Raw genomic sequence first — 23320 nt, 5'->3', positions numbered from 1 at the left:
ATTAAGGATTCTCCACAAATCAGAAGAAAAAGAAAGCACTTACTCAGTTTTTCGTGCTTAGCATCGCGACTTCATAGTGACGAGTGACTCTTCCGAACGGCGCTAGTCGTCTACTCTCGTAAGACCGGTTGTGACTGTGGAAATCGTATCTCGAACCTTCCCACCAAGATCGCTGAGGTTAGTATCTGTCGAATAAGACATCGTGTAACGACCATCATTGTATGCCTCATTGATTTCACCTTCCGAGTCTTTTATGCGGATGTAGTCTATTTCAGACAGCTGTCCAAATCCGTCGATGATATCGGGCCCTTTTAGATTCTTGTCTTTTTGTCCAGTGCTAAATTCAGACCTGACTGTGTTTTCACCAGCGTTTTCGATGTAATCTGCGACTTCGTCAGAAACTGAGGTACCATTTCGATCTCGCTCCCCGATCTCTTTCAGTTTCATCCCTCGAACGCGGAATGCATTCGAATAGAATTCTCGCATTTGATCTCGAGTAAACCGATTATATCGATTACACTCGAAGTCGATCTCGAATGAGTCATCCCCAATGAAATACTCAAGAGCATGATCATCATAGACACGATCGACTGACTCGTACGCGTAGTCACCATCACGAGTCAAGAGGAAGTGCATTATTCTCGCGACATTCCCTTCTGCAAGAACTACTTCCCCATCGCTGATCTCTGTTCGTTCCTGCGGTACTTCGTGTACATAGCGCGCAAAAATGTAATCGTCTCCAATCGTATATTCTTCTTCAGACGAAGACATCGCCACTCCGTGTTGAGATCCAGTTTTTCCGAAAATACGGTTATTTTCGACTTCATCAGCAATAGTCTCCATTGGAGGGATCATCTCGTCTGCCTGTACTTCGCCAAACCGTAGTCCAATTTTAGGCATGCGATTAACTATACGTGATTAATTAATATTCTTTTCTATCCAGAGAGAATAACCCAGTAGAATATAAGTAAATTTATTAGATCAATAAAAAATAAGAATATTGTACTAGTTGGATATTTATAAATATCAGTTAAGAACTATCCTGCTATTTGATCAGTAATCATATCCGCAGTAAGGTGCTTGCTGAATGCTATTCGGAAGTGCCCTCGACACCATACTGTTCCTTGTGATGTCTTCACAAATGAGTCAGCACTGCATTCATCACAGGTATTGAGTTTCTCTCGGACGACCGCGATCCAGTCGTGTCCATTGTAGTAGTACATTGAAGCGTCGGGGGCATCGTCTGTATCGAACAGTTCATTGTCCTGGTTGAGATGCTGCTCACAGACATCGAATGTAGGCCATGAGCAATTATGGTGCACCGTGAATCGCGCAGTTCTAGGACAGTAGTGACAGTTCTCTCCGTCGATATGCTCACGAACTACGAGACCGGAGATCATTGCCCGACCACCGTGAAGAATTCTTCTTGGAAGTGATCGTAACAGTAGGTTCTCTTGATCTTGATGTAGCCGCTCTGATCGCATTTACTGCAGCAATGAGATGGCTCTTTAACCTCGTGCCAGCCGTCGTTATATTTGACGTATGGAACATCATATCCAGTTTCGAGCTGATCATGTTCCGCTAAACAGTACTCACACGCATCCACTCGATTCAGGTCAAAGAACACTGAATAGTCAGCAGTATTACCCCACACGCACAAGTCGCATTCTGTGTCATCTTGTGCCTCAGTGATGAGGTAGTGATATTCCTGCTTACGTGGAATTAGGTCCTTCATGCATCTAGCACCAGGTGATGATCGGACTCTTTGCAAATCGCTGCAGAATGTGGATCACAGAGTTCCTTGACGGTTTCACCGAAACTGATCAGCGAATTACAATCCCGATGACAGGAGTCTAGTTCACATTCCTTTGGCTCGGCGTCTTTATTTCTAATCCACAGTGCTTCCGTTACGTTTATTGATCGATGGCTGTTATCTTTTTTTGACATCGTCTTCCTCATCAGGACCATGTCACCTCAGCTTTTGACCGAGTGTTAGCCCACTCGGTTTTTCACAATTACTGTGAGATTACTGAATGTGATTTGTCCTTGAATGATTATAATGCCTATATCATTATAAATGATGGTATCTGTGAAATAATATACCTGACATATAACAATATGTATTGCGGTTCAAAACATACTGTATATATGGAAATATGTCAAAAATGTGGTGAGTCATTCACGAATGAGTTTGGTGTCACGATGCACCAAGCGCAGCGCCCAAACTGTGATTCAGATCGGGATGACGAGCCGGAGATGACTGAACCGTGTCCTGCTTGTGATAAGAAATTCAAGTCACGTCACGGCGTCGTCCTCCACCTTGCGAAAAAACACGACGGAACGCCTGACGAATACATTGACACGAGTATCACGGAGGCACATCGTGAAGCGATCAAGGCTGATCCTGTAGACGATTGGCGCGACAAACTGAATAACTGATTCCGGAGCGGTACTTCCTAACTGTAACCCCAAGGGGTAACGGCACCAAAGATCAGTCGCAGCAGCCTCTATTCGCCTCTAATTTGCCTGTAGACGTCCAAAGCACATGTGACGTCCAAGTGTCCGAGCGTTTCGGAAGTCACTTCGATCTCATTGAATCCTTCATCGAGCCTGTCAGAAATATCGACTGTTTCTTCGAACTCGTTTGATCCATCGCCGAGTGAGACTTCATGTGATTCACCGTTGACTCTTACATCACACCGTGACGGATATTCATCGAATTCGATGATCCCTGGCTTAACATCGTGTGAGTGTTCGTTGAGTTCTAGCTCGATCTCATGGTTGTGTTGCCCGACTGCGACCCAGTCACTCTCGAAGCCAATGTTTGTTGTCGAGTCTTCGCCGGAGTATCGAGCTTGGAGAATGATGTCATCTCCGTTCACGTTTTTTGGAATGAGTAGCGTCCGTGATACCGTATCGTTTTCCTGAGGACTGATCTGAGACCCAAGATGCCGTGGATAAAACCTGTCGTCACCCTGATCATGGAGGCGAATGTACGTACCTCCCAAGTCATCGCTCCCGGTAGTCCCTTCTCGTTGAGCGCGCACTGAGACGAACAACATCGATGTGTCTTCGTCGGTGGTAAACGACCCGATCTCTTGCCAGGCGTTATCAGTCCCTTGGAATACGGAATCGATTTGTGAGTCTACGACGCTTTCGAAATCAGCGTTGTCTCCAGACGTCTCTGAGAGGATTCCTCCGCCTCCAGCCGACACTCCTTGTGAGTATGCCCTGTAAGGCAATCCCCTCACGTGAAGCTTAGCACGCATCTCCTTCTGGACGTCACTTGGGTAATCGACGCTCATCTCGTAGTTGAGATCATTGCTAACTGGTTGACGACCACCTGTCGTTGAGATGGGAACAGTAGATCCTTGGAACGACTCCTGAAATTGCGCAGCCGTTTCCCTCGTATTTTGTCCAGGGTTCGATGCACGAGTGAACCTCCTGTTAGACAAGGTCGCTTCATGAGTGACCCCTTCAGATGAGTAGTTCGTCGTCAGCTCCATAACACGGAGACGTGTGTTGATGTCTTCCTCCTCATATATCACAGGGAAGGTATCACCGAGACTGATCTGTAGATCGAATGTTTCGATTTCTATCTCAATGTACTGCGGAGATTCGTTATATTCCGCCATAGCATGATCTGCTACGCGCTGTAGACGACGCTCGTTCGTGATCTCTTTGTTGGCACGCTTAATCCAGTTTTGTCGCGGCACGGAATCGTCATACCATGGAGCCACTGAGGTAGTTTGTAGTTGAGCGTCTCCTTCTCCAGCGCCCAGCATCAAGAGATGAGTCGGACGCTCCTGAGTAACCTGTGTGGCAGCGAATTCCTCCGTGACAGTCTGATTTGTAGGACCAATGATGTCTAACTTATCACTCCCCAACCTGTGTTTATAGTCCACAGTTTTGTCCGGATTATACCGAACTTCACCGCCGGTCATCTCCGTTGTGTCTCGAATCATCTTCGCCGGGCTCGTCTTTGAGAACATGATTGACATCTCATGACCGACGTTCTGGATTTGCCCGGCTGACAACGTATCAGTTCGTTCGAGTGCGGAACTCACGACGAGGCTGTCAGGCGAATTGTCGAACACGACGGTGTCCTGAACTGGCTCGCCTTGACGCGCATCCGTCTCGAAACTACCGAGAATAAGTTCGATTTGAACACCTCCGCGCTTTACGTCCGTGAGTCTACCACCGAAAATCGATCCAGATTTATTTTCGTCTTCGATGTAAAACTCATCCACAAGTGGGTCGACGTCATCGACAATTTCGTTCCACTCGTCACGATACACGGTTATCTCGGCATGAGATTGTTTATCGAATGATTCCTCCATCGTTGCTTCGATCCCATTGAGTACGGACTCAAACGGGCGACTGCCTCCCGGAATGCCGTATGCTGGGTGTTTGATCCTAAGTTTCATCGTGATACCTCCCACTGGTGTGTCTTCCTGCTCATCGTTTTGTCAACAGTCGACCCGACCTTTTTGCCGTCAAGTTCGACTCGTTTGTCGCTTCCGCGCCGGACATCTCGACGAAGCCCTTCGACCTCACTCGTGAGAGATGAGACAGCTTGGTTGAGTGAGTAACCGGATCCGTCATAGCTCGGTGTAGAAGCCTGAGCGTCGATCGTAGCAGCTTGTGCGAGCTGTTGAGAAGCTCTTTCGACAAACCGTGTGCCATCAAGCATCTTTTCGCCAAGCGTCTGAGAGAGACTGAGCGAGCTTGCCTCAAGATCCGACAATGGACCAGTATCTGCGTCTGAGCCAGGGAGGAAATCCCTGATCTTACCAACTACATCACCGGCTGCATCTGTTGCTGAACCAACTGCTCCAGAAATACCATCTGCCAGTGATTCAACGAGATCACCTCCAGCGGCCTTGAAGTCACTTGCAACACCTGTGATTTTACCAAGAACATCGTCCATAATGTTGTCAATCTTGTTCGTAGCGTCCGTAGCGAAGCTCGTCATTCCAGAGATGACGTCTTCGAAGATGCCTTTGTAGAAGTTCACGAAGTCCTTAGCGAACTGTTTCGTCGCGCCAAGGATGTCATTGAACATGTCCGGGACGATTGAGCCACCGATGAGCTTCTCGTAGAGATCTTCGAACCAGCCAACGACAGCATCGACGATATCACCGATCCCGCCAGTGAGCTTACCGCCCCACTTCTCAACGAAGCTGATGATACCGCCTCCGATGTCCTTGAACAAGTCAAGCCACACCTCAAGCATTGTTCGCCAGTCGCCGCGAAGTAGTGCGAAGAACGACTGTGCTGAAGTACTAATGACTTTGAAGAAGCCCTTGAACACGCCAGAGACAGTGTCAGTGAGGAAGTTTACGATCGTAATGATCTCGTCACCGTACTTGTCCCAAAGATCTCTGATGCCGGCCATCTGAGTATTGAAGCTTTGGCGTGTGTCACCAAGCCATGAGTTCCAGTAAGGACTGAACCATTCGATGAACGCTCCGACACGTTTCTGGATAGTATCGAAGACGTATGTGGCGATTTCTTGCCAGACTTTGAACGTCCTCTGTGCTTCTTTGATCACAGGCATGACGTTTTTCCTGAAGACCGGTGCGAACCACTCAACAAAGGGAGCTATGACCGAATTTCGAATGAAGTTGATTGCTCCACCGACTCCTGACTTCAACTGATTCCAGAGGCCAATCGCAGCTGGAATCACGACACGTAGGACATTTCCGAATGCCTCAATCCCTACAATGAGCTTGTCGGCAAACCATGTGAATAATGTCGCGAAGATCGGTTCCGCGATCGCAATGAATGAATTCCAGGCCTGTTTGACCATTCCAAGAATGTTGACCGATTTGCCACCGAAGAGATCAAGTACAGGTGAGAGAGCGTCGCGCAATGCTTTGACGACGCGCATTGTTTGAGTACGAATACCGCCGAAGTTCGTTTTCCAAGCGGCTGCTAATGCCACTATTGTGCCAATGAGTGCTACTAGCGGAAGTGTCAAACCACCAATGACGCCTCCGATCACTGATAGTCCAGTTTTCAACGGTAGGAGTACTGACGTGAGCGTCAGGCCCGCATTCACTGCTGAACCGATTGCCATTGCCAAGCCACCGACTAGACCAGTAAGAAGAATGACTACTCCTAACAGGCCGTTTGTCGATGAATTAATATTTGCGAATGCACCGACTGCATCAATAGCTATCTGGACCAGACCATTCATCACAGGTAGGAGATTTTGACCCATCGCGATGAAGACCTCCTCAACCCTCGATTTCAGGATCTGTAACTGGTTGTTGAATGTTTGAAGCTGTTTCTCGGCGACTTCTTGAGTAACGCCACCAGATTCACGGATCTTCTGAGTATTTTTGTCGAGAGCGGCTGAGCCTTCACTCAGTAGGACTTGCATCCCAGGACCAGCTTGGGTACCGAACAACTCCATGACCTCCGCTGAGCCGGCACCAGCCTGTTCCAGTTGCCGAATGATCTCCGTCATACCCAGGAGATTACCTTCAGAATCAGTCGCGTTAATGCCGAGTTCGTTCATCAACTCAGCTTGTTTCGACGTCGGACTCTGAAGACTGGCAATCGCTTGACGTAGTGATGTACCAGCTTTCGAGCCTTTGATACCAGCATCACCCATCATCCCGATGGCAGCACTAGTTTCTTGGATCGACATCCCTGCAGCTTCAGCAACTGGCGCGACATACGACATCGCAGTACCCATATCCTGCGCCGTCTGATTGTGATTTGTAAACGTCGCAGTCAAGGTATCCATCACAGTATCAAGCTCATCGGCTTCATAGCCGAACGCCTTCATGATGTCAGTTGCGTAATCAGATGCTTCTGCCATCTCGATGTTACCGGCAGTCGCGAAACTAGCGACTTCAGGGAGTGCAGCGATTTGTTCTTCGGCTTCAAGACCGGCAGATGCGAGATAGTAGTACCCTTCTGCTGCCTGTTGTGCAGAATACGTAGTCTCTTGAGCTACAGTCCGAGCAGTAGACCTCATCTGCTCTTCCATTTCAGCGCTCACATCGCCGACAACCGACAACGACTCGGTCATCGCTTGATCGAAATCTGCAGCCGAATTAGCTGCTTTTGCTAATCCGCCTGCAGATAAGGCGGCTAAAGCGCCTCCGGCTGCTCCGACTTTCGCCTCAAACGAGTCTAGAACTGATGTAGCCTGAGCAATCCCTGCGTCGAAATTCGAAGCGTCACTCGCGATTTCTACTGTGAGGCCCTCCTGAAACGGGTTACTGACCATCGAACTCCCAAGTCACAGTGGGATCCTTATCGAGCAACTCCTCCGCTTCAAGAACATCGGCGTAGGTCTCGATCTCGATGTCCTCCGGTTCAGGCGGGTCATCGACGACCTTGTTCACAGTGGGTAGTGAGGCGAAGACATCAAGATCAATGCGTGCGCGATGAGGATCGAAGTTGCCAGCGCGCAACTCCTCAAATGCTTTCAGGTGGCGCTTCCGTTCTTCCGAATCACGCTGGACGCCCTTCTGATCCAATCCTGCCTCAAACTGAGTCACCGGATCAGTACGCAACTCACTAAGTGGGATAGTGTTCTGGCCTTTCGAGACACCGATGAACTTCCAGTGTCCGTTTTTCAGCTTTACGCCGGGGAGCGACTTAAGCTCGTCACGATAATCAGCAAGAAAGCGATGAGCGGATCCAGTGGAATAAACGCCATGAGGCGTAGAAGTAGCACTATCAGCGCCACTGAAATGAACAAGTAGGTCATCATCAGTGAGAGAAGAATCAGAATGGATAATAGCTTGATACATACGTCGTAGCGGTACTGCAACTCGTCCAGTATTGGCCGAATCATAGAGCTCACTGAAATCGACCTCTTCCTTGACGACTTCGTGAGGATTTGACGGTGCGTGACTCCCACCGCTCGTCAAGTTTCCCAACATCTCAGTTCGCCTCCTCCGGATCGTACTGCGCAGCCATCTTCTGAATGAGTCTGTCGAACGTCTCGCCGCCACGGCGGAGTCCATTGATCCACCGATGCGTTTGCTTCGACACTGCGACTGTCGTTAGATCTTTCTTGGTCTGTGACATGATCTATATAATTATTATATCCGAATCACAATAAGTATTGACATATATTTGATATGTATGTGACTGAAAGGCTAAAAAACGGATATCTAGGTATGTTTTACGCCGAAATCCGAAATATAAGAAACATGTCTAAACGGCAATTTTGACGTATGAATCGTCGTCATCGGGATCGAGACGCCACTCAGGGATTACCTCCACTGCTGAACGGAACGGATCTGTCGTCTCCCACTTTGTTTCTCCGACCCTCCTGATACTTGGGCCGTCGACCAACTCCAATAACATCGCGTGCACGCGATCGACACTAATCGTTGTGTACTCCGCAATTTCTTCATCAGTAACCGGCTCATCGCACATCGTCAGCACGAGTAGGACTTGCTCCTTATCTGAGCAGCACTCCAGGACCGGGATCTGAGAGTCCATATATAATATATAGAATGTATGACAATAAATGTATCACTTACATGACGCGCATAGTTGGGAATACATGTCCCTTCGTTAATAGCAAGAAATCATATTCGTACTAAATATATAGTACAGGAATGATTTTGAGCTATCAATCAAATTACATAGTTCCGCGGAATCATCAGAATATTGAGAACACTTATTTGTTTACATGTATTATTAATTATTGGATTAATGGACAGAAAAATGGTCGGAATCCAAAAAACTACGAGGAATCGGCTCAGAAAAATGAAGGGCTTTGAGAAAACGTATACTGAAATCGTCAATGAACTCCTGGACGAATACGAACAATGAACTCTTGTTCTTGCATATTTCCGAAACGAGTCACTACTGATGCGACAGGGAATGATAACAACGTAACACTTCGTTGTTTGGAATGTGGAGAAAACACAGGGGATATTCCAGTCTCGTTTGCATCAATATTCGGAGTGAGCGAAGAGGTTCTCCGAGATTGCGTGAACGAAGAAAGTAGAATAACTCTTCTCATCGAATCAGATGTCGTACTCAGCTCGTCGGAACAAGCTACGGTAGAAGAATGAGCCTCCCACAATCCCATTCAGAAGTCAGCGGCATCATTCGCGTCGACCTCGATTCAGCGTGCCCACGATGTAGATCAGTAACTCAGGTCGCGATCATCGGAAGGCGTTATATTGATGTCACTGAACAGGTTCTCGGCCTAAATTTGAATCTTCACAGGGTCGACGCGGTTCCAGTCCTGATGTACTGTGAAAACCCAGTTGAGGAATGTGATGAGCCGCTCATTTTCAATTACGAAGATGTCGACGTCGAATTCCTCGAAGAACGAGCTGCAAAAGTCACGGAGGTTGGACAATGATTTGCGCACGATGTGAAGACGAAGGAAATTATCAGGTGCTACTCCCGCCAATGTGTAGTCAGTTCATCGAAGGATCGTTCGGGAGCGAATATCGCGCTCTCAGAGGCGAACTTTGCGATGACTGTCGTCAGCACTGCTTTGATAATATGAATGACAACCCGGTTACGGAATTCAAGATTACTCGTTTCGTTCCGACGCCGAATGTACTCTCGGGAGCTGCGGAAAAAATCGATCAACGGACTGAGTTAAACATGATGATGGTCGACTATTCTGTCGACAATCGCGAATCTGTATCGAGCATTCTCACGATGAGCGCGGCTCTAGCGAGGAATGAGTGAAGCGGGATTTCCACCCGCTCGATGTGTCAGAAAACTCACTGAACAGCTCTCCTGTTTTTATCCCCAAACAGGGAAGGGGGCGATGGTACCTATTGTACTGCATATCATAATATGGACTGTATCACAATAAATGTTAACCTTTATCACATTTCAAACTATATATATCATATGCTAGACGAAACCGTTTTTCAATGTTCAGTTTACGATGTGAAGCACACGGAGCTTCTCGGGAATTGTGAGAACCCGAAATGTAATCGGCGCGCTAGCGTCATCGTGAAGGGAAGTCTCGAAGACTACCGCCATTTCGAAGTCAATTGTTGTTCAGATTGTGCTCACGGGCTTCAGGAGGAGGCGATCGTCGACAATCGTGAAGTGACTCGATGAATTGCCCGGAGTGTGGTAAGGAATTCGACGCAGGGTATCGACTTTCGGTGCATTTTGGTCTTCTGCATGATGGTGACTTGCCTGATCACATCGATACATCAGGTGAAACAATGCCGGAATTGCACGGACGAGGTCATCATAACCTTCCTGAATTCGTCAGGCAGAAAATTAGAGACGAGAACGGTTTGTGAGTCTGTTTCGTTATTTGTAAGTGGTTTTGTCGGTGGAGCGTCAACTGTTGACTAAGGCTTGAACTTCAGGGCTGCGAGAATTTTCGGTTTCGGCACTCTGCCGTGGGATTGATTTCGTTTTGCGAGGTGGGCGGATGAAACAAAAGGCTCGAGTCGGAGGCAGTTCTGTATACAAGTGTCACGAGAGCGAGTCTGTGAGTGGAACAGTAAAGCACAGGATGGCTCCACCACCACCGGCTGCAGGCACTTTTCGTATTGAAAGAGTGACACTTATTGTGTGTCAGACTAAATGAATGAATGGAAAAGAGGTCCCAAAAAAGATGAGCGCACAAAATCTCAAAGTGAAGACTCGCGATGAATTGTACGAAGTCGCAAAGTCGCAAAGTGTCGAGGGTCGATCGAAGATGACGAAGGGCGAGTTGCTCGAAGCACTGACTGACGAGCAAAGGCTCGTCGGCCCGAAGGATGTCGACTTCGACGAGCTCAAGTCATGTGTCGAGCGACGAGGAGAGTTCAGCGACATGCTGGAGGTAGAGGAAGGCGACGTCGTCGAGGTGAGTCATTTGTCTCAAGCTACGCCAGTAGTCACAGGAGTTGAGCGCAACGATGACACTATCATTGTGACTATGAAGACGACTCAGGGTGGGAGACACAGGCTCATTGTCCCATTGGACGGAGGCCCAAGGGCCAGGGGCGCTCACCTGAGGCGCTATAGAGGCCCCAAGGACGATAGGTGGATGATGAATAGCTCCACCCCATATTTTCTCAGGATTGTCGCCCCCTCGGGCGACAGAGAGTAGCCCCCTGGCTCCTTTCTCAGGCATACTTATTTCAGGATACGAGTATGCTATTCTGTATGCCTGAAGTAACCTGGAACGTAGATATGGATACGGCGTCGCTCAAAGACGCACACGAGATACGCGATCAAATCAAGTCACAAGTTGAACCAATACAGGTTCGTGGGAGTGGGACGGGCTCCGGCGAGGCAGGGGTTATTCTTGAATTCGTCTTTATGGTTGGATCGCAGGTCATAGCGCAGGCGATATATGATGCTCTGAAAGAGCGAGAGGAAACTGATGATGTAGATATTGATGTAGATGTCTCTGGAGATGCCGATGTCGAGATAAACATCGACAAGTAAAACGTGTGTCCACAGGTGTGGTAACGTTTCTTTTTAAACCCCGGTGATTATTCGGCCACGAGCGGCCGCTCGTCGAACGTGATCGTCCGCCCTTTCTCGCTCGAACGGTAGATCGCGTCGATCACTCGCTGGACGAGCAGCCCCTGTTCGACGGTGTTCCGTTCGGGCGGTTCGCCTGCGGCGACCGCCTGCAGGAACGTCTCCTGTTCGGCGGCGTGGGCGTCTCGCTCGCGGGTTTTGACCTGCGTGTCGTTGAAGTGTGGCGAGCCGTCGGCGCTGGTCTCGTAGATGGTCATGTCGCCGCTGGCCCGGTCGAAGCGCGCGCCAGCGTCGCTACCACGGACGACGAACTCGTTGTCGGTCGGACGGTTGGCCGCCCACGCGACCTCGAGCGAGATGGTCTGACCGTCGACACAGCGGATGAACGCGCTGACCGAGTCCTCGACGTCGAAGCGCTCGTGGCCCGCGTCGTCGCCCCACATCTGGAGGTAGGTGTAGTCCTCACGGGTACCGAACTCCGAGCGTGCAACGCCCGAAACCTCCGCGATTTCAGGGAAATCCAGCACGTACAGCGCGAGGTCCAGCGCGTGGACGCCGATGTCGATCAGCGCGCCGCCACCGGCGATCTCCCGGGAGGTGAACCACGAGCCGCGCCCGGGGATCCCGCGCCTGCGGATGTAGTTGGCTTCGACATGCGAGAGGTCGCCGAACCGTCCCCGGTCGCGTTCGGTCGTCAACACCTCGATGGAGGGGAGATAGCGATTGTGGAAGCCGACCATACAGAACCCCTCGGAGGACTGGGCGGCCGCCGCGATCCGCTCTGCGCTCTCGACGGAGTGTGCGAGGGGTTTTTCGAGCAAGACGTCCAGTCCCGCTTCGAGCGCGGAGACGGCGTATTCCTCGTGGAACTTGTTGGGCGTGGTGACGATGATCGCGTCCGCGACCGAATAGAGTTCCTCGTGGTCCTCGTAGATCGCCACGCCGTAATCCCGGCCGAAGCGTTCGCGAGCCTCCGGAAGCACGTCCATCCCGCCCACGATCTCCGCCCCGTAGCTACGCAGTCGGTCGGCGTGGTAGCGACCGATGTTTCCGAGGCCGATGACCCCGATCTTAACGTCTCGTGGATCGTTCATTGGAGGAACTAGCGAAACTCATGGGATTACCCTTTCGTTCATGATCGTGTCGTCCGTTTCATGTGTCGTTCGTCGGATGAGACTACATCCGGAACTCGGATCGTGGACGTATTGTTATGCTGACTATAAAGCCGCTCAGTCGCTGTCGCCGACGCCGCGTTCGGGTGTCCCCGAGCCGGCGCTGGCGATATCGACGAGCCCGTGGCGCAGCGCATCGCCGGTTTCGTAGTCGAAGAGGTGGATCCGCGAGCGGTCGAGGACGACTTCGACGTCCTCGTCGACGTCGATTCGAGTGTCGGGATCGACGCTCATCAGCAGTTGGTCGTCGGTCGTGGCGCCGCCCTCGATTTCCATGCTGGTCTCGGTGTCGTCGCCAGTGACGAGGTAGACGAACACCTCGTTGCCCATCGGTTCGAGAACGTCGGTTCGGGCGTCGATCAGCCCCGTGGGATGTTCGACGCCGTCGGCGGTACGTTCGAGGTAGACGTCCTCGGGTCTGACGCCGACGGTTACGCGATCGCCGGGGGCGAGTCCGTCAGTCGTTGAGGGATCGAACTCGATGGTGAAGTTCTCGCTTTCGAGCCCGTCGTTGGTGACCTCGGCGTCGACGAAGTTCATCGAGGGCGACCCGATAAAACCCGCGACGAAGCGGTTTGCCGGTTCGTTATAACAGGTCAGCGGCGGGGCGATCTGCTGGAGCTTCCCGGCGTTGATCACCGCGATCCGGTCGGACATCGTCATCGCTTCTGCCTGGTCGTGAGTGACGTAGATGATCGTGGTGTCGAGCCGGCGGTGGAGTCGCTGGAGCTCCGTGCGCATGTGCACACGGAGCTTGGCGTCGAGGTTCGCGAGTGGCTCGTCCATCAGGAACACGTCGGGCTCCCGGACGAGCGCACGGGCGATCGCGACGCGCTGGCGCTGGCCGCCGGACATCTCCTCGGGCATCCGGTGCATCATCCCGTCGAGCTGGACGATCTCGGCGGCCTCCTCGACGCGCCGATCGATGTCGGATTTCTCGTGGTTGCGGATCCGCAGCCCGAAGCTGATGTTGTCGTAGACGTCCATATGGGGAAACAGGGCGATGTTCTGGAACACCATCGCGATCCCCCTGTCCTTGGGCGGGAGGTTGGTTACGTCGCGCTCGCCGATGTAGACATGGCCCTCGGTGGGCTTAGTCAACCCGGCGATCGTCTCCATCGTGGTCGACTTCCCACAGCCGGAGGGACCAACGAAGGTGACGAACTCCCCGTCCCCGATCTCCATGTTCATGTCATCGACTGCCGTTACGTCCTCGTACCGTTTCGTGACTCCGTCGAGTGTTACGTTTGCCATGGGTTACTCCTTGAGTCCGCCCGCAGTGAGTCCGCTAACGATCTTCTCCTGTGCGACGACCACGAGGATCGCCATCGGCAACACCGCGACGATCGACGCCGCGGCCATCGCGTTGTACAGCGTCTGGTACTGTCCCTGGAACCCGAGGATCCCCTGCAGGACCGGGGCCCAGTTCTGGGGCTGTCCGTCGGTCATCAGAAACGAGAAGAAGAACTCGTTGTAGACGCCGATGAAGGTCAGCACGCCCGCGGTGGCGACGCCCGGCGCCGAGAGCGGGATGATCACCCGAAACAGCGCGCCGAGTCGGGTGGTTCCCTCGACTCGGGCGGCGTCTTCGAGCCCGTCAGGGATCTGGCTGTAGAAGGTCGTGAGAATGAAGATCGCAAGCGGCATGAACAGCGCCGACATCGGGATGACCAGCGCGTAGGGCGTGTTGTAGAGACTCCCGTTCGAGAGGACCGGTTCGAGGATGTCGATGTTCGCGTTGAACAGGTCGTTCAGCGGGATGAAAAACGCCGCCGGCGGGAAAAACGACACCAGCAAGACCAGTAACATGAGCGGGCTCTTCCCCGGAAAGCGCAGCCGCCCGAAGACGTACCCCGCGAGGCTCGCCACCACGAGGACGAAGGCGGTCGTCACCGTCGCGATCACGAAGCTGTTGAACATGTAGCGGTGAAACGGCAGGATCTGGAAGATCTCAACGAACACGCCGGGGTTGAAGCCGTTGGGCGTAAACAGCACGTCCTGGAGCTGGCCCTCGGGCGTCAGCGCCACCATCAACAGCCAGTAGAAGGGAAACAGCGTCGTAACGAGGAAGAAGATCGTCACGAGCCAGAACATCGGCCGGTAGGCCCGTCCGGGCTGCGAGATCGACCCCGAAACCCATCGCTTGAACGGCCCCGCGTCGTCGTCCTGTTCGCCTTCCGTCCGTGTCCTCGTCTCCGTTTCAGTTGCCATCAGTAAACACCTCCGTCCGTGTCCCGGAATTTGACGATGTAGACCGAGATGAACACCCCGATGATCACCGCCGTCATGAACGCCACCGCCGCTGCGGTGCCGTAGATTCGCGTCCCGCCGAACATCCCTTCGATGACCATACAGGTCATCGAGGGAACGGTCGTACAGCCCGCGGTCGATTCGATCAGCCCGTAGACCCGCATCGCGTCCATGGTCCGAAACAGCATCGCGACCAGCAGCGCCGGAAGGACGAGCGGGAAGGTAATGAGTTTGAATCGCTGCCACGCCGAGGCCCCCGAGACCTTCGCGACGTCATAGAGGCTCCGATCGACGCTCTGGAGGCCCGCCAGGATGAGCAGCGCCATGAACGCCGAGGTCTTCCAGACGTCTGCGATCAGGATGATGAAAAACGAGTCCCGGCTGCTCGCGAGCGGATTGGCGCTGAACAGGCCGAGGCCGTTCATCAGGTCGGCACCGAAGCCGACGGTCGGCTGGAACATCAGGTAGAAGATCATCCCCTGGACGACGATCGGCACCGCCCACGGGATGATGACCGCGACCCGGACCCAGCGCCGCCCTCGGAAGTCCTTATCGAGTACGAGCGCCTGACCGAACCCGATCAGCGTCGTAAACAGCACGTTCAGGATTGCAAACGCCAGCGTGACGAACAGCGCCTGTTGGAAGAACCCGACGCCGAGTTCGAAGAACGGGAAGCTTCCAGTGAACTGGATATCGAGGAACTGCCGGGCGAGGCGCGCATCGCCGGTGAGGATGCCGATGTAGTTGTCCAGTCCGACGAACCCGCCGAGGGTTTCTGCACCTCGGGTTTGGTCTTCGAGTAGCGACATCCAGAACGTCGAGATCAGTGGATAGAACGCAATGAGCGTCAGAAGCCCGAACGCCGGGAGCAACAGCAAGTAGGCGTAGGCCGCCTCGCTCAAGTTTTCCATCCAGTCGACGACCGGGGCGAGCCGTCCGCGATTGCGCGTGTCGGTCGCCATTCTAGTTCCCCACGTCCTGTTCGCTTTCCTGCAGTCGGTTTCTCAGATCGGTCATCGCTTCTTCGGGTGATTTCTGTCCGGTGTAGGCGTTTTGTACCTCGATCGCGATCACGGCGCCCTGTTCGGCCCAGATGTCCGTCACCGGCCGCGGGATAGCGTTCTCGCCGAGCGTCTGGAGCGTCTCGACGTACCGCCCGAGCGGTTCGATCTGTCGGATCTCCTCCGTTTCGAGCAGGTCGAGGTTCGGCGGAAACAGGCTCTGCTCCTCGAAGAGAAAGACCTGCATGCTCTCCTGGGAGAACGCCTCGATCATCTGGATGGCTTCATCGACACGATCGCTGTAGGGGTTGATCGCCAGGTTCCATCCCCCGAGCGCCGCACAGGTCCCGCCGGTTCCCTCGTACTGGGCCTGCTCGGGCGTGACGCCGTAAGGGATCGGCATTACGCCGATGGCCTCGCCGAAGGCGTCCTCGCTTGCGGTTTCTGCGATCGCATAGGGCCAGTTCCGGTGGGCGACGGCGTTGCCGTTCTGGAACGGACCCAGCGAGTCGTCCTCGATCCACTGGACGATCGCGGTGGGACAGATCTGTTGGAACCCGTCGAGGGCGTGTTCGTCCTCCTCGCCGTACATGAACGCCCGCATCATGCGGATCGCGTCGAGGACCGGCTTCTCGTCGACGGTGACGGGCCGGTCGCCGGCCTCGAAGAGGTTGTCGATACCGCCGAAGTACGCCCCGCCCCAACCCGACATCGTCTCGTTGAACGTACAACACGACAGCCCCTCGTAGGCCGCCCCCTGTGTGGTAAAGCCGTACGTGAGACCGGCCTGCTGTTGGGTGTCGGCGACGACCTCGGAGAACTCCTGCCAGGAGAGCGCGTTGGTCGCCCACCCGCTCGTGTCGTAGCCCGCCTCCTCGACGAGGTCCTTCCGGTAGAGCATCACCGGGAAGTCGGGAAACAGCGGCAGGGCATGGAGATCCCCCGTCTCGGGATGGCTCGCCGTCTCGACGGAGGTGTCCATGTAGGTGTCCTGCACCCGACTCAGTACGTCGTTCGAGAGTCGCTCGGTCAGGTTGAGGTCTGTTCGCGGAGGATAAACGGGATCGTCCACCCCGAGTCCATCAGGAAGACGTCCGGGGGTGCCCGACCCGCCTGTAGGGCTGACTGGATCTCCTGGCGGCGCTGTTCGGTGTTTTGGGAGGCCGCCCGGACGTCGAATTCGATCTCCTGATCGAGACCGGCCTCCCAGAGCGCCTCTTGGATCGCGTCCTGTGAACTCTGAAAGCGCGCGTCGGCGTGCAGTATAAGCGCGTCTTGGTTCGCGCTCCCAACACAACCGGCCAACCCGAGCGACCCGGCGGTGACGCCCGAGGCACCGGCCGCCTTGACGAAGGTTCGTCTCGATACCCCAGAGCGTCGTCTAGTGTTCCCTCGGCCCATCTCTGGCAGAGAAACGGATCTTTCCTATTTAGTTGTTTGGAATAACGATACTACAAGCGTTGTAAACCGCCCCGTCGGGCGATTAGTCGTCGAGAAACCGATACAGCGCCTCGTCGCACGCCGGGCAGACGAGGACCGTTCCCGAGCGTGCTTCCGGGGTGGGAGCACTCCCGCAACACAGGTGGGGACGGGTCTCCTCGGTCGGCGTCTCACAGACCGGACAGTACTCGAGAAACGAGCGCAGCGCACGAGCGGCCGTGAGCCGATCCCGGCGATTCATGTCGGGGACACATACACCCAGTGCCCGCTCGGCGGCGATCTCCGCGATCACGACCGGCCGGGATACCCACGCCTCGCCGCCGACAGAACCGGTGAGGACGAACAAGGGACGGTCCGCCTCGAGTAGCTCGACGTCGGTCCCGTCGGTCGCCGCCGTAATCGCCGCGAGCAGTCCCTCGTCCGAGCGGGCACGCAGCCGGGTCATCTCCTCGCGCCACGCCCCGCGAAACCGCTCCTCGAGGTGGAGTCTGTCCCCGTCGGGGACGAGCACTCCCTCGGCCAGCAGCGTCTCGACCGTTCGCCGGCCGAGTTCCTCGTCGTCCTTCAGATCGAGCGAGCCGGCACGGGGGCGGGCCGGTTCGCTGGCTATCGCTTGGCGCACGCGGGCGGTGAGCTGTGGGGTGTAGGGGACGAGATAGCCCCGGTATCGAATCGCACCCGCGCCCGCGAGCAGGGCGAAAAGCGAAAGCGGGATCGAGAGGGGCACGAGCGCGAGACAACAGCCTGCGAGGACGAGGCCGTTGGCGACGGTACAGGGCCAACACCGGTTCTGTCCGGTGTACTCCGGCCGACGGAGGACGATGGGTCCCATCGATGTCCGTTCTCGGGGCGACGGTATGAGGGTTGTGTCGGTTTCAGGTGTCGGTCCGGATCGACCGCTCCGCCCGCGCGGTCCCCGTCGCGTAAACTGCGTCGAGTTGCTCGCTCAACAGTCGCTTGAGCCGCTCGGGGTCGGGAACGTTCCGGAGGGTGATCTCGACCTCGCCGGTGCCCGCGCTGGTGATGATCACGTCGCCATACGAGAGCGTGCGTTCGAGGACCGTCTGGCTGAAGGAGGTGTTCTGGATCCGCTCGTAGCGGATCTGGGTCACGTCCCGGGCGATCAGACCCTCCTTGTGGTAGACCTCGGCGCTCGTGATGACGTAACCCGTCGAGATCCGCTGGTAGTACGTCCAACCGACCACTGCGAGACCGACCGCGAACGCGAGGACGCCCACGAGCGCGAACTCCCCGAGCAGGATCGCCCCGGCGACGCCGGCGACGATCAACGCCGCCCCGAGGGCGAATCCCCCGAGATAGGGGACGAAACTCGGGTGGCCGGCCCAGAGGACCTCCTCGTCGGGTCCGAGATCGAGCCAGTCGGCGCCGCCAAAACGCGCCGGCAGTTCGTCCATACCCGTCGAAACGGCCGGAACCGGCAAGAGCGTTGTCCTACTCGATCGACTCGACGGTGATCCGGTTCACCTCGGCATCCTCGACGGTCGCACCCCACCCGCCGACCGAGACGGGACCGTCGTCGGTGGTGACAGTCAGCGTCGCGCGCCCGGCGTAGGCGGCGATCGTCGGGTCGACCCGCACGTTTGCCGACTGGGTCGTGTAGGTACACTCGAGTGCCTGCCCGACGATCGAACAGCCCTCGCCGGTGTCGGTCCACCGCCCCTCGACCGTCACGAGGACGGTCCGCCCGGCGTCGAGTTCGGGTTCGATCGCCCGGAGACACTCGCGCAGGCCGGCGTAGGTGATCGGCGGCTCGTTCGCCCGCCCGGAGTAGTGGACCTCCCAGACGTCCCACAGACAGAGGGTGAAAAACCAGTGAAACACGTAGGCGTGGGTTCGGTCGTCGACGATCACGCCGTACTCGTTGATCGAGTCGCTGTGGGGGACGAAACACAGCTCCGAGCGGTCGACGAGCACGACGAAGGGCGCAGGAAGCGGCCGATAGCGCGCCTCAGTACAGGCGCCCGCGAGCGTCCCGGTGGCGGGCATCGAGTCCTCGTTGCCGTGGATCGAGAGCTGGATGTCGACGCCACGGTCGATGGCGGCCGCGAGCGCGGGTTCGAGGTCCGCGAACTCCTCGGGGGTGAGCGAGGCTTGCACCCGGTCGGTCGCCCGTTCGATGGCCCCGCGTGCGTGGTCGAACACCGTCTCGAACCGGCCGACGATCCGCGCCTCGCCGATCTCCGCGTGGGGGCGCTCGTATCGCTCCGTGACCTCCTCGCTGGCCCACGCGAAGCGCTCGGCGCGTGCGGCCAGTCTGTCGGTGATCCGATCGAGGTCGCTCACCCGGGCGTGCAGACGGTCCTGTTCGTAGGTCTCGACGTAGCCGTCGGCTTCCAGATCGCGCAACACGTCGTAGATCCGCGGGTCGGGTACGTCACTCGCCCGTGCGATCGTCCGGGCGGACGCCGACCCCAGATCCAACAGCGCGACGAAGGCGGCGGCCTGATACGGCGAGAGACCACCCTCCTCGAGGATCGTCCCGAGATCGCCCTCGTCGCCGGACATAGCTGGGAGTCCCCGCCACGGGGGATAAACGTACTGGTCGCCTCAGAGGTCGCCGGTCGCACGCGACCAAACGGGGGTCTTCGGCGCTTCTAGACGCTCGATCTCCTCGTCGGTCAGCGACACCGAGACCGCCCCGGCGTTCTCATCGAGGTGGTCGAGCGACCGGGGCCCGATGATCGGGGCGTCGACTACCGGTTTGTGCAACAGCCACGCCAGACTGACCTGTGCAGGCGAGGCGTCCTTCTCGGCGGCGATCTCGCGGACGGCGTCGAGCACCGCCCAATTTTCCTCGGTGAAGCGCTCGCGGGTGTGCTCGTCGGTGGCCGCCCGCCCCGATTCGGGCTCGGCGTCGCGCTCGTACTTGCCGGTGAGAAAGCCGCCCGCGAGCGGGCTCCACGGAACCACGCCGACGCCCTGATCGGCACACACGGGAAGCAGGTTCTCCTCCTCGTGGCGATCGACGAGGCTGTATTCGGGCTGCATCGAGACGAATCGCTCGTAATCGTTGAGGTCGCTCTCGTAGAGGGCCTTCGCGAACTGCCAGCCCATCATCGTCGAGGCGCCGATATACCGCACGAGCCCTTCCTCGACGAGATGGTTGAGTGCCGAAAGCGTCTCCTCGATCGGCGTCTGGTCGTCCCAGCGGTGGATCTGATAGAGGTCGATGTAGTCCGTCCCGAGTCGGTCGAGGCTCGCCTCGCACTGGTCGATGATGTGCTTTCGTGAGAGCCCGCCCTGATTGGGGCCCTCGCCCATCTCCCCGTAGACTTTGGTGGCGAGCACGAGTTCCGAGCGGTCGTAGCCCTCGATGGCCCGCCCGACGATCTCCTCGCTCTCCCCGCGCGAGTAGACGTTCGCCGTATCGAGGAAGTTGATCCCGAGATCGAGCGCGCGCTCGATGACCGCCCGGCTCTTTTCGTCGTCGTCGATCATCCAGGGCCGGTCGCTTCCGAAGTTCATGCAGCCGAGACAGAGCGTCGAGACCTCGAGGCCGGTGGTTCCGAGGGTCGTATACTCCATCCCGTCGTCGGCGTCGTTCACGCTCGATTATCGGGGCAGGCGAGCAAAAGACTGGCGCCGGACTAGCGCTGTGACTCCCGAAGGACGAGCGGGCCGATCGCGAGCGTGCGTTTCGCGGCGGTCGCCACCCGGGCGATGTAGCTGATCAGCAACAGGAACGGGATCAGCGTGACGGTAAAGGCCGCCCCGACTATCAGGATGGTGTTGCTCACGCCGAAGGTCGTGTTCGGTAGGGAGAGCCCGTCGAAAAACCCGAGCATGCTCCCGGCGACCAGCAGGGCCGGAACCGACGTATAGAGGATCATCTGTGAGAGGTCCATCAGCGCCCACTGGAAATACAGCGTCTTGATGTGCTCGCGGGCCGGCCCGAACATCGAAAGCGTCGACTTCAGGTCGTCGAGGATCGACATGTCCTCGTCGGTGAGATCCTCGGGGTGGTCGTTTGCGATGCGCTCGACCTGGAAGATCTTGATGCCGTAGTTGTAGTTGAGTGCGGCGTTGAGAACGTCGAACGAGCCGAAACTCCCTCCCTCTAGCTCGTCTCGTACCTCTTCTGCGTTCTCGATCAGGCTCTCGGTGAAGTCGTCGACCTCCGCGCGCAGTTGCTCGTCGTCGTTACCGGCGATGCTATCGCGCAGTAATCGCGCCCGACGTTCGGTCGCGCCGATGATCTGTCGGAGGAACGCAGAGGGATCCGCGGGAGCCGGCGAGCCGATCATTTCCTCGGTGTACTCCCGGTAGTCCATCGTGTTGCTCATGCGTGTGCGCTGATCACCGAGCGGGCCGTTCTCCTGTGAGATCACGATCTGGCTGATCGTAACGACCAGCGTCGTCCCGGTGACGATCGCGCTGATCATCGTCGAGAACATGTAGCTGATCATACTGTCGGAATGGATCGTCGACTCGAAATTCGGTACGAACCACTCCCCGACCACGACGAACCCGATGAAAAAACTGAGCGCCAGTAGACCGGTGATCAGTAGCCGGTTTCCCGTCATCGTCGCCCAGAGCTTGACGCGACTCTCGTTCGAACGTTCCCGCATCGTGTTGGCGGTGCCGATGTCGGTGTCGCGATCGGTCTCGATCTCGGTTTCGGTCTCCGCGTTGGCCTCGATGTCGGGGCCGGCATCGGGGTCCGCGCTCATGTCGCTCCGTCGTCAATTGGACGCTTGAACAGCAGAAACTTCGTTCCGCCGCCGGTGTACTCGACGGTCTCGACCAGCTCCCAGCCCTCTTCGCCGAGCGCGTTCAGTTCAGCCTTCGGGTCGCTGGCCTCCTTTTTCGTCGCCTCGCGGGGAGGCCTGAGCGTCTCGTACTCCCATCGTACTCGGTCCTGACTCATCGCTCTACCGTATCGCCGTGCTCGAAAAGCAAGTATCCAACCCTTGCGCAATGCTGCCGTCGTCGAGTTACTGGGAGGGAACGCCGTCGCGGTCGACGTGGATCTCGTGGGCCTCGATCCGCTCGAGTGCGGCCACGCGCCCACCGACGCTCACCTCGCCGTTGTCGGTCTCGATGGTCATCGTCGCGACCTCCTCGGTATCCTCGAAGTCGACGCCTGCGACCCGCCCGCGCACCACGCGGGGCTCGCCGGTCTCGACGTCCCGGCCCTCGACGCTCGCGAAGAAATCCCCACCGAGTTCGCGGATGTCCTTGACACACCGGCGGATCGAGGCGTACTTTCTCGGGAAGGGCCGTCCGTCGCCGTTCTCTGCGAGCGTCTCGGCCGTGGTCCAGAGTACGGTCCCGAAAAAGCCCGAGACGAGAAAGCCAAGCGCCGAGCGGTTGAAGATCACGCCGTACCGGTCGCGGTCGTCGCGGATGGCGTCCTGGGTGGCATACACCGAGTAGACCCCGTCGGCGACTGCGATCACGGGCGTGGTGATCCCGCGCCGACCGCGAGCGACCGTCGAGACCTCGCCGTAGGGGTACTCCTCGGGCGAGGGAGCCTCGGAAACGGGCGCGACGAGCAGTTCGATGCTTACCCCCGACGAGAGCGCCTCGCGCAGATCGTCGGCGAACCGATCGAGCAGGTCCGGAGTCAACGAGAGGATCAGTTCGTACTCGGCGGCCTCGATCACGTCTTCGAGGTGTCTGAGGATCGTCGAGCGGGATTTCACCAACGAGACCGCCTCCGTTTCGCGGGCGGGGGCGGTGTAACGCGCCTCGAGTTCGTCGACCATCTCCTCGAGCGAGCCCCGAACCCGCGAGAAGGCCTCCTCGGGGTCGACCGCGATGATCTGCATCGGGCGGGTCTCGCGCAGTTCGACCAGCCCGCGGTCCGAGAGGCTGCGAACGGTGTCGTAGACTCGCGGCTGGGGGATGTCGGTCCTGTCGGCGATCTCGCTTGCGGTGAGTTGGCCGTGTTCGAGGACGGTGAGGTAGGCGTCGATCTCGTACTCGCCGAGGTTGAACTGCTCGCCGACTGCTTCGAGGGTCGCACGGAGATCCGGGCTGGTCATGGGC

At 56.5% G+C, this 23320-nt stretch carries 21 protein-coding genes; 3 read left to right on the top strand and 18 right to left on the bottom strand.

Features of this window, described 5'->3' with window-relative positions:
* Positions 1-102: 102 nt before the first annotated feature.
* The 5 genes from HACJB3_RS06985 to HACJB3_RS06955 all read right to left on the bottom strand — a co-directional run bounded on the left by HACJB3_RS06985 (position 103) and on the right by HACJB3_RS06955 (position 8475).
* Complete coding sequence (locus tag HACJB3_RS06985; RefSeq protein ID WP_238532854.1) at positions 103-900, bottom strand: hypothetical protein; 798 nt, start codon at positions 898-900, stop codon at positions 103-105.
* Between the two features lie 1607 nt (positions 901-2507).
* Entirely contained in the window at positions 2508-4427 is a 1920-nt protein-coding gene (locus HACJB3_RS06975) for a phage tail protein (protein ID WP_238532853.1), read from the bottom strand.
* On the bottom strand, positions 4424-7246 hold the full coding sequence (locus HACJB3_RS06970; protein WP_238532852.1) for a phage tail tape measure protein: 2823 nt from the start codon (positions 7244-7246) through the stop codon (positions 4424-4426). The genes HACJB3_RS06975 and HACJB3_RS06970 overlap by 4 nt, the downstream gene beginning before the upstream one ends.
* Positions 7236-7907 carry a hypothetical protein gene (locus HACJB3_RS20665; protein ID WP_238532851.1) on the bottom strand — a complete coding sequence of 224 codons (672 nt, stop codon included), beginning with the start codon at positions 7905-7907 and terminating at the stop codon, positions 7236-7238. Before HACJB3_RS20665 ends, HACJB3_RS06970 begins: the two co-directional genes overlap by 11 nt.
* Before the next feature lie 277 nt (positions 7908-8184).
* A complete protein-coding gene (locus HACJB3_RS06955; protein ID WP_008415131.1) occupies positions 8185-8475 on the bottom strand; it encodes a hypothetical protein in 291 nt (96 codons plus the stop codon).
* A gap of 577 nt (positions 8476-9052) precedes the next feature.
* Here HACJB3_RS06955 and HACJB3_RS20460 point away from each other — a divergent pair.
* From HACJB3_RS20460 to HACJB3_RS06935, 3 genes are all read left to right on the top strand, one after another.
* Positions 9053-9352 carry a hypothetical protein gene (locus HACJB3_RS20460; RefSeq protein ID WP_174264854.1) on the top strand — a complete coding sequence of 100 codons (300 nt, stop codon included), beginning with the start codon at positions 9053-9055 and terminating at the stop codon, positions 9350-9352.
* Between the two features lie 1206 nt (positions 9353-10558).
* Positions 10559-11065: a Rho termination factor N-terminal domain-containing protein gene (locus tag HACJB3_RS06940; RefSeq protein WP_148258237.1), complete on the top strand. Its 507-nt coding sequence runs from the start codon at positions 10559-10561 to the stop codon at positions 11063-11065.
* Positions 11066-11121: 56 nt separating this feature from the next.
* Positions 11122-11406 (top strand): hypothetical protein, encoded by a 285-nt coding sequence (locus HACJB3_RS06935; RefSeq protein WP_013199437.1) that lies wholly within the window; start codon positions 11122-11124, stop codon positions 11404-11406.
* A gap of 47 nt (positions 11407-11453) precedes the next feature.
* Here HACJB3_RS06935 and HACJB3_RS06930 read toward each other — a convergent pair whose 3' ends face one another.
* From HACJB3_RS06930 to trmB, 13 genes are all read right to left on the bottom strand, one after another.
* Entirely contained in the window at positions 11454-12539 is a 1086-nt protein-coding gene (locus HACJB3_RS06930) for a Gfo/Idh/MocA family protein (RefSeq protein WP_008415125.1), read from the bottom strand.
* Positions 12540-12674: 135 nt separating this feature from the next.
* On the bottom strand, positions 12675-13871 hold the full coding sequence (locus tag HACJB3_RS06925) for an ABC transporter ATP-binding protein (protein ID WP_008415123.1): 1197 nt from the start codon (positions 13869-13871) through the stop codon (positions 12675-12677).
* Between the two features lie 3 nt (positions 13872-13874).
* Entirely contained in the window at positions 13875-14828 is a 954-nt protein-coding gene (locus HACJB3_RS06920; protein ID WP_008415122.1) for a carbohydrate ABC transporter permease, read from the bottom strand.
* Positions 14828-15829, bottom strand: coding sequence for a carbohydrate ABC transporter permease (locus tag HACJB3_RS06915; protein ID WP_008415121.1), 1002 nt, complete (start codon positions 15827-15829; stop codon positions 14828-14830). Before HACJB3_RS06915 ends, HACJB3_RS06920 begins: the two co-directional genes overlap by 1 nt.
* 1 nt (position 15830) lies before the next feature.
* A complete protein-coding gene (locus HACJB3_RS06910) occupies positions 15831-16940 on the bottom strand; it encodes an extracellular solute-binding protein (RefSeq protein WP_238532850.1) in 1110 nt (369 codons plus the stop codon).
* Positions 16898-17269, bottom strand: a complete 372-nt coding sequence (locus HACJB3_RS20660; protein WP_238532849.1) for a hypothetical protein — start codon at positions 17267-17269, stop codon at positions 16898-16900. The genes HACJB3_RS06910 and HACJB3_RS20660 overlap by 43 nt, the downstream gene beginning before the upstream one ends.
* 82 nt (positions 17270-17351) lie before the next feature.
* A complete protein-coding gene (locus HACJB3_RS06905) occupies positions 17352-18140 on the bottom strand; it encodes a hypothetical protein (protein ID WP_008415120.1) in 789 nt (262 codons plus the stop codon).
* A 43-nt stretch (positions 18141-18183) separates the two neighbouring features.
* On the bottom strand, positions 18184-18723 hold the full coding sequence (locus HACJB3_RS06900) for a PH domain-containing protein (RefSeq protein ID WP_008415119.1): 540 nt from the start codon (positions 18721-18723) through the stop codon (positions 18184-18186).
* A 37-nt stretch (positions 18724-18760) separates the two neighbouring features.
* The gene (locus tag HACJB3_RS06895; protein ID WP_008415118.1) at positions 18761-19834 is read right to left on the bottom strand and encodes a TrmB family transcriptional regulator; all 1074 of its coding nucleotides are present in this window, start codon (positions 19832-19834) and stop codon (positions 18761-18763) included.
* A 42-nt stretch (positions 19835-19876) separates the two neighbouring features.
* Positions 19877-20854, bottom strand: a complete 978-nt coding sequence (locus HACJB3_RS06890) for an aldo/keto reductase (protein WP_049934542.1) — start codon at positions 20852-20854, stop codon at positions 19877-19879.
* Between the two features lie 62 nt (positions 20855-20916).
* Positions 20917-21999, bottom strand: coding sequence for a hypothetical protein (locus tag HACJB3_RS06885; RefSeq protein WP_008415116.1), 1083 nt, complete (start codon positions 21997-21999; stop codon positions 20917-20919).
* Entirely contained in the window at positions 21996-22196 is a 201-nt protein-coding gene (locus HACJB3_RS06880; RefSeq protein ID WP_008415115.1) for a DUF4177 domain-containing protein, read from the bottom strand. Before HACJB3_RS06880 ends, HACJB3_RS06885 begins: the two co-directional genes overlap by 4 nt.
* 67 nt (positions 22197-22263) lie before the next feature.
* A complete protein-coding gene (trmB, locus tag HACJB3_RS06875) occupies positions 22264-23316 on the bottom strand; it encodes an HTH-type sugar sensing transcriptional regulator TrmB (protein ID WP_008415114.1) in 1053 nt (350 codons plus the stop codon).
* Positions 23317-23320: the final 4 nt, after the last annotated feature.

Source organism: Halalkalicoccus jeotgali B3 (assembly GCF_000196895.1).
GTDB classification, from domain to species: domain Archaea; phylum Halobacteriota; class Halobacteria; order Halobacteriales; family Halalkalicoccaceae; genus Halalkalicoccus; species Halalkalicoccus jeotgali.
The sequence above is the reverse complement of the archived record's forward strand: the minus strand, read 5'-3'. Positions and strand labels throughout refer to the sequence as shown.

Excerpts from the sequence above, each read along its gene's own strand:
- HACJB3_RS20665 (WP_238532851.1), bottom strand. The coding sequence starts at position 7,907 with ATGTTGGGAAACTTGACGAGCGGTGGGAGTCACGCACCGTCAAATCCT.
- HACJB3_RS06905 (WP_008415120.1), bottom strand. The coding sequence starts at position 18,140 with ATGGGACCCATCGTCCTCCGTCGGCCGGAGTACACCGGACAGAACCGG.
- HACJB3_RS06925 (WP_008415123.1), bottom strand. The coding sequence starts at position 13,871 with ATGGCAAACGTAACACTCGACGGAGTCACGAAACGGTACGAGGACGTA.
- HACJB3_RS06880 (WP_008415115.1), bottom strand. The coding sequence starts at position 22,196 with ATGAGTCAGGACCGAGTACGATGGGAGTACGAGACGCTCAGGCCTCCC.
- HACJB3_RS06940 (WP_148258237.1), top strand. The coding sequence starts at position 10,559 with ATGAATGGAAAAGAGGTCCCAAAAAAGATGAGCGCACAAAATCTCAAA.
- HACJB3_RS06955 (WP_008415131.1), bottom strand. The coding sequence starts at position 8,475 with ATGGACTCTCAGATCCCGGTCCTGGAGTGCTGCTCAGATAAGGAGCAA.
- HACJB3_RS06935 (WP_013199437.1), top strand. The coding sequence starts at position 11,122 with ATGCCTGAAGTAACCTGGAACGTAGATATGGATACGGCGTCGCTCAAA.
- HACJB3_RS20460 (WP_174264854.1), top strand. The coding sequence starts at position 9,053 with ATGAGCCTCCCACAATCCCATTCAGAAGTCAGCGGCATCATTCGCGTC.
- HACJB3_RS06890 (WP_049934542.1), bottom strand. The coding sequence starts at position 20,854 with ATGGAGTATACGACCCTCGGAACCACCGGCCTCGAGGTCTCGACGCTC.
- trmB (WP_008415114.1), bottom strand. The coding sequence starts at position 23,316 with ATGACCAGCCCGGATCTCCGTGCGACCCTCGAAGCAGTCGGCGAGCAG.
- HACJB3_RS06970 (WP_238532852.1), bottom strand. The coding sequence starts at position 7,246 with ATGGTCAGTAACCCGTTTCAGGAGGGCCTCACAGTAGAAATCGCGAGT.
- HACJB3_RS06975 (WP_238532853.1), bottom strand. The coding sequence starts at position 4,427 with ATGAAACTTAGGATCAAACACCCAGCATACGGCATTCCGGGAGGCAGT.
- HACJB3_RS06900 (WP_008415119.1), bottom strand. The coding sequence starts at position 18,723 with ATGGACGAACTGCCGGCGCGTTTTGGCGGCGCCGACTGGCTCGATCTC.
- HACJB3_RS06915 (WP_008415121.1), bottom strand. The coding sequence starts at position 15,829 with ATGGCGACCGACACGCGCAATCGCGGACGGCTCGCCCCGGTCGTCGAC.
- HACJB3_RS06985 (WP_238532854.1), bottom strand. The coding sequence starts at position 900 with ATGCCTAAAATTGGACTACGGTTTGGCGAAGTACAGGCAGACGAGATG.
- HACJB3_RS06920 (WP_008415122.1), bottom strand. The coding sequence starts at position 14,828 with ATGGCAACTGAAACGGAGACGAGGACACGGACGGAAGGCGAACAGGAC.
- HACJB3_RS20660 (WP_238532849.1), bottom strand. The coding sequence starts at position 17,269 with ATGGGCCGAGGGAACACTAGACGACGCTCTGGGGTATCGAGACGAACC.
- HACJB3_RS06885 (WP_008415116.1), bottom strand. The coding sequence starts at position 21,999 with ATGAGCGCGGACCCCGATGCCGGCCCCGACATCGAGGCCAACGCGGAG.
- HACJB3_RS06895 (WP_008415118.1), bottom strand. The coding sequence starts at position 19,834 with ATGTCCGGCGACGAGGGCGATCTCGGGACGATCCTCGAGGAGGGTGGT.
- HACJB3_RS06930 (WP_008415125.1), bottom strand. The coding sequence starts at position 12,539 with ATGAACGATCCACGAGACGTTAAGATCGGGGTCATCGGCCTCGGAAAC.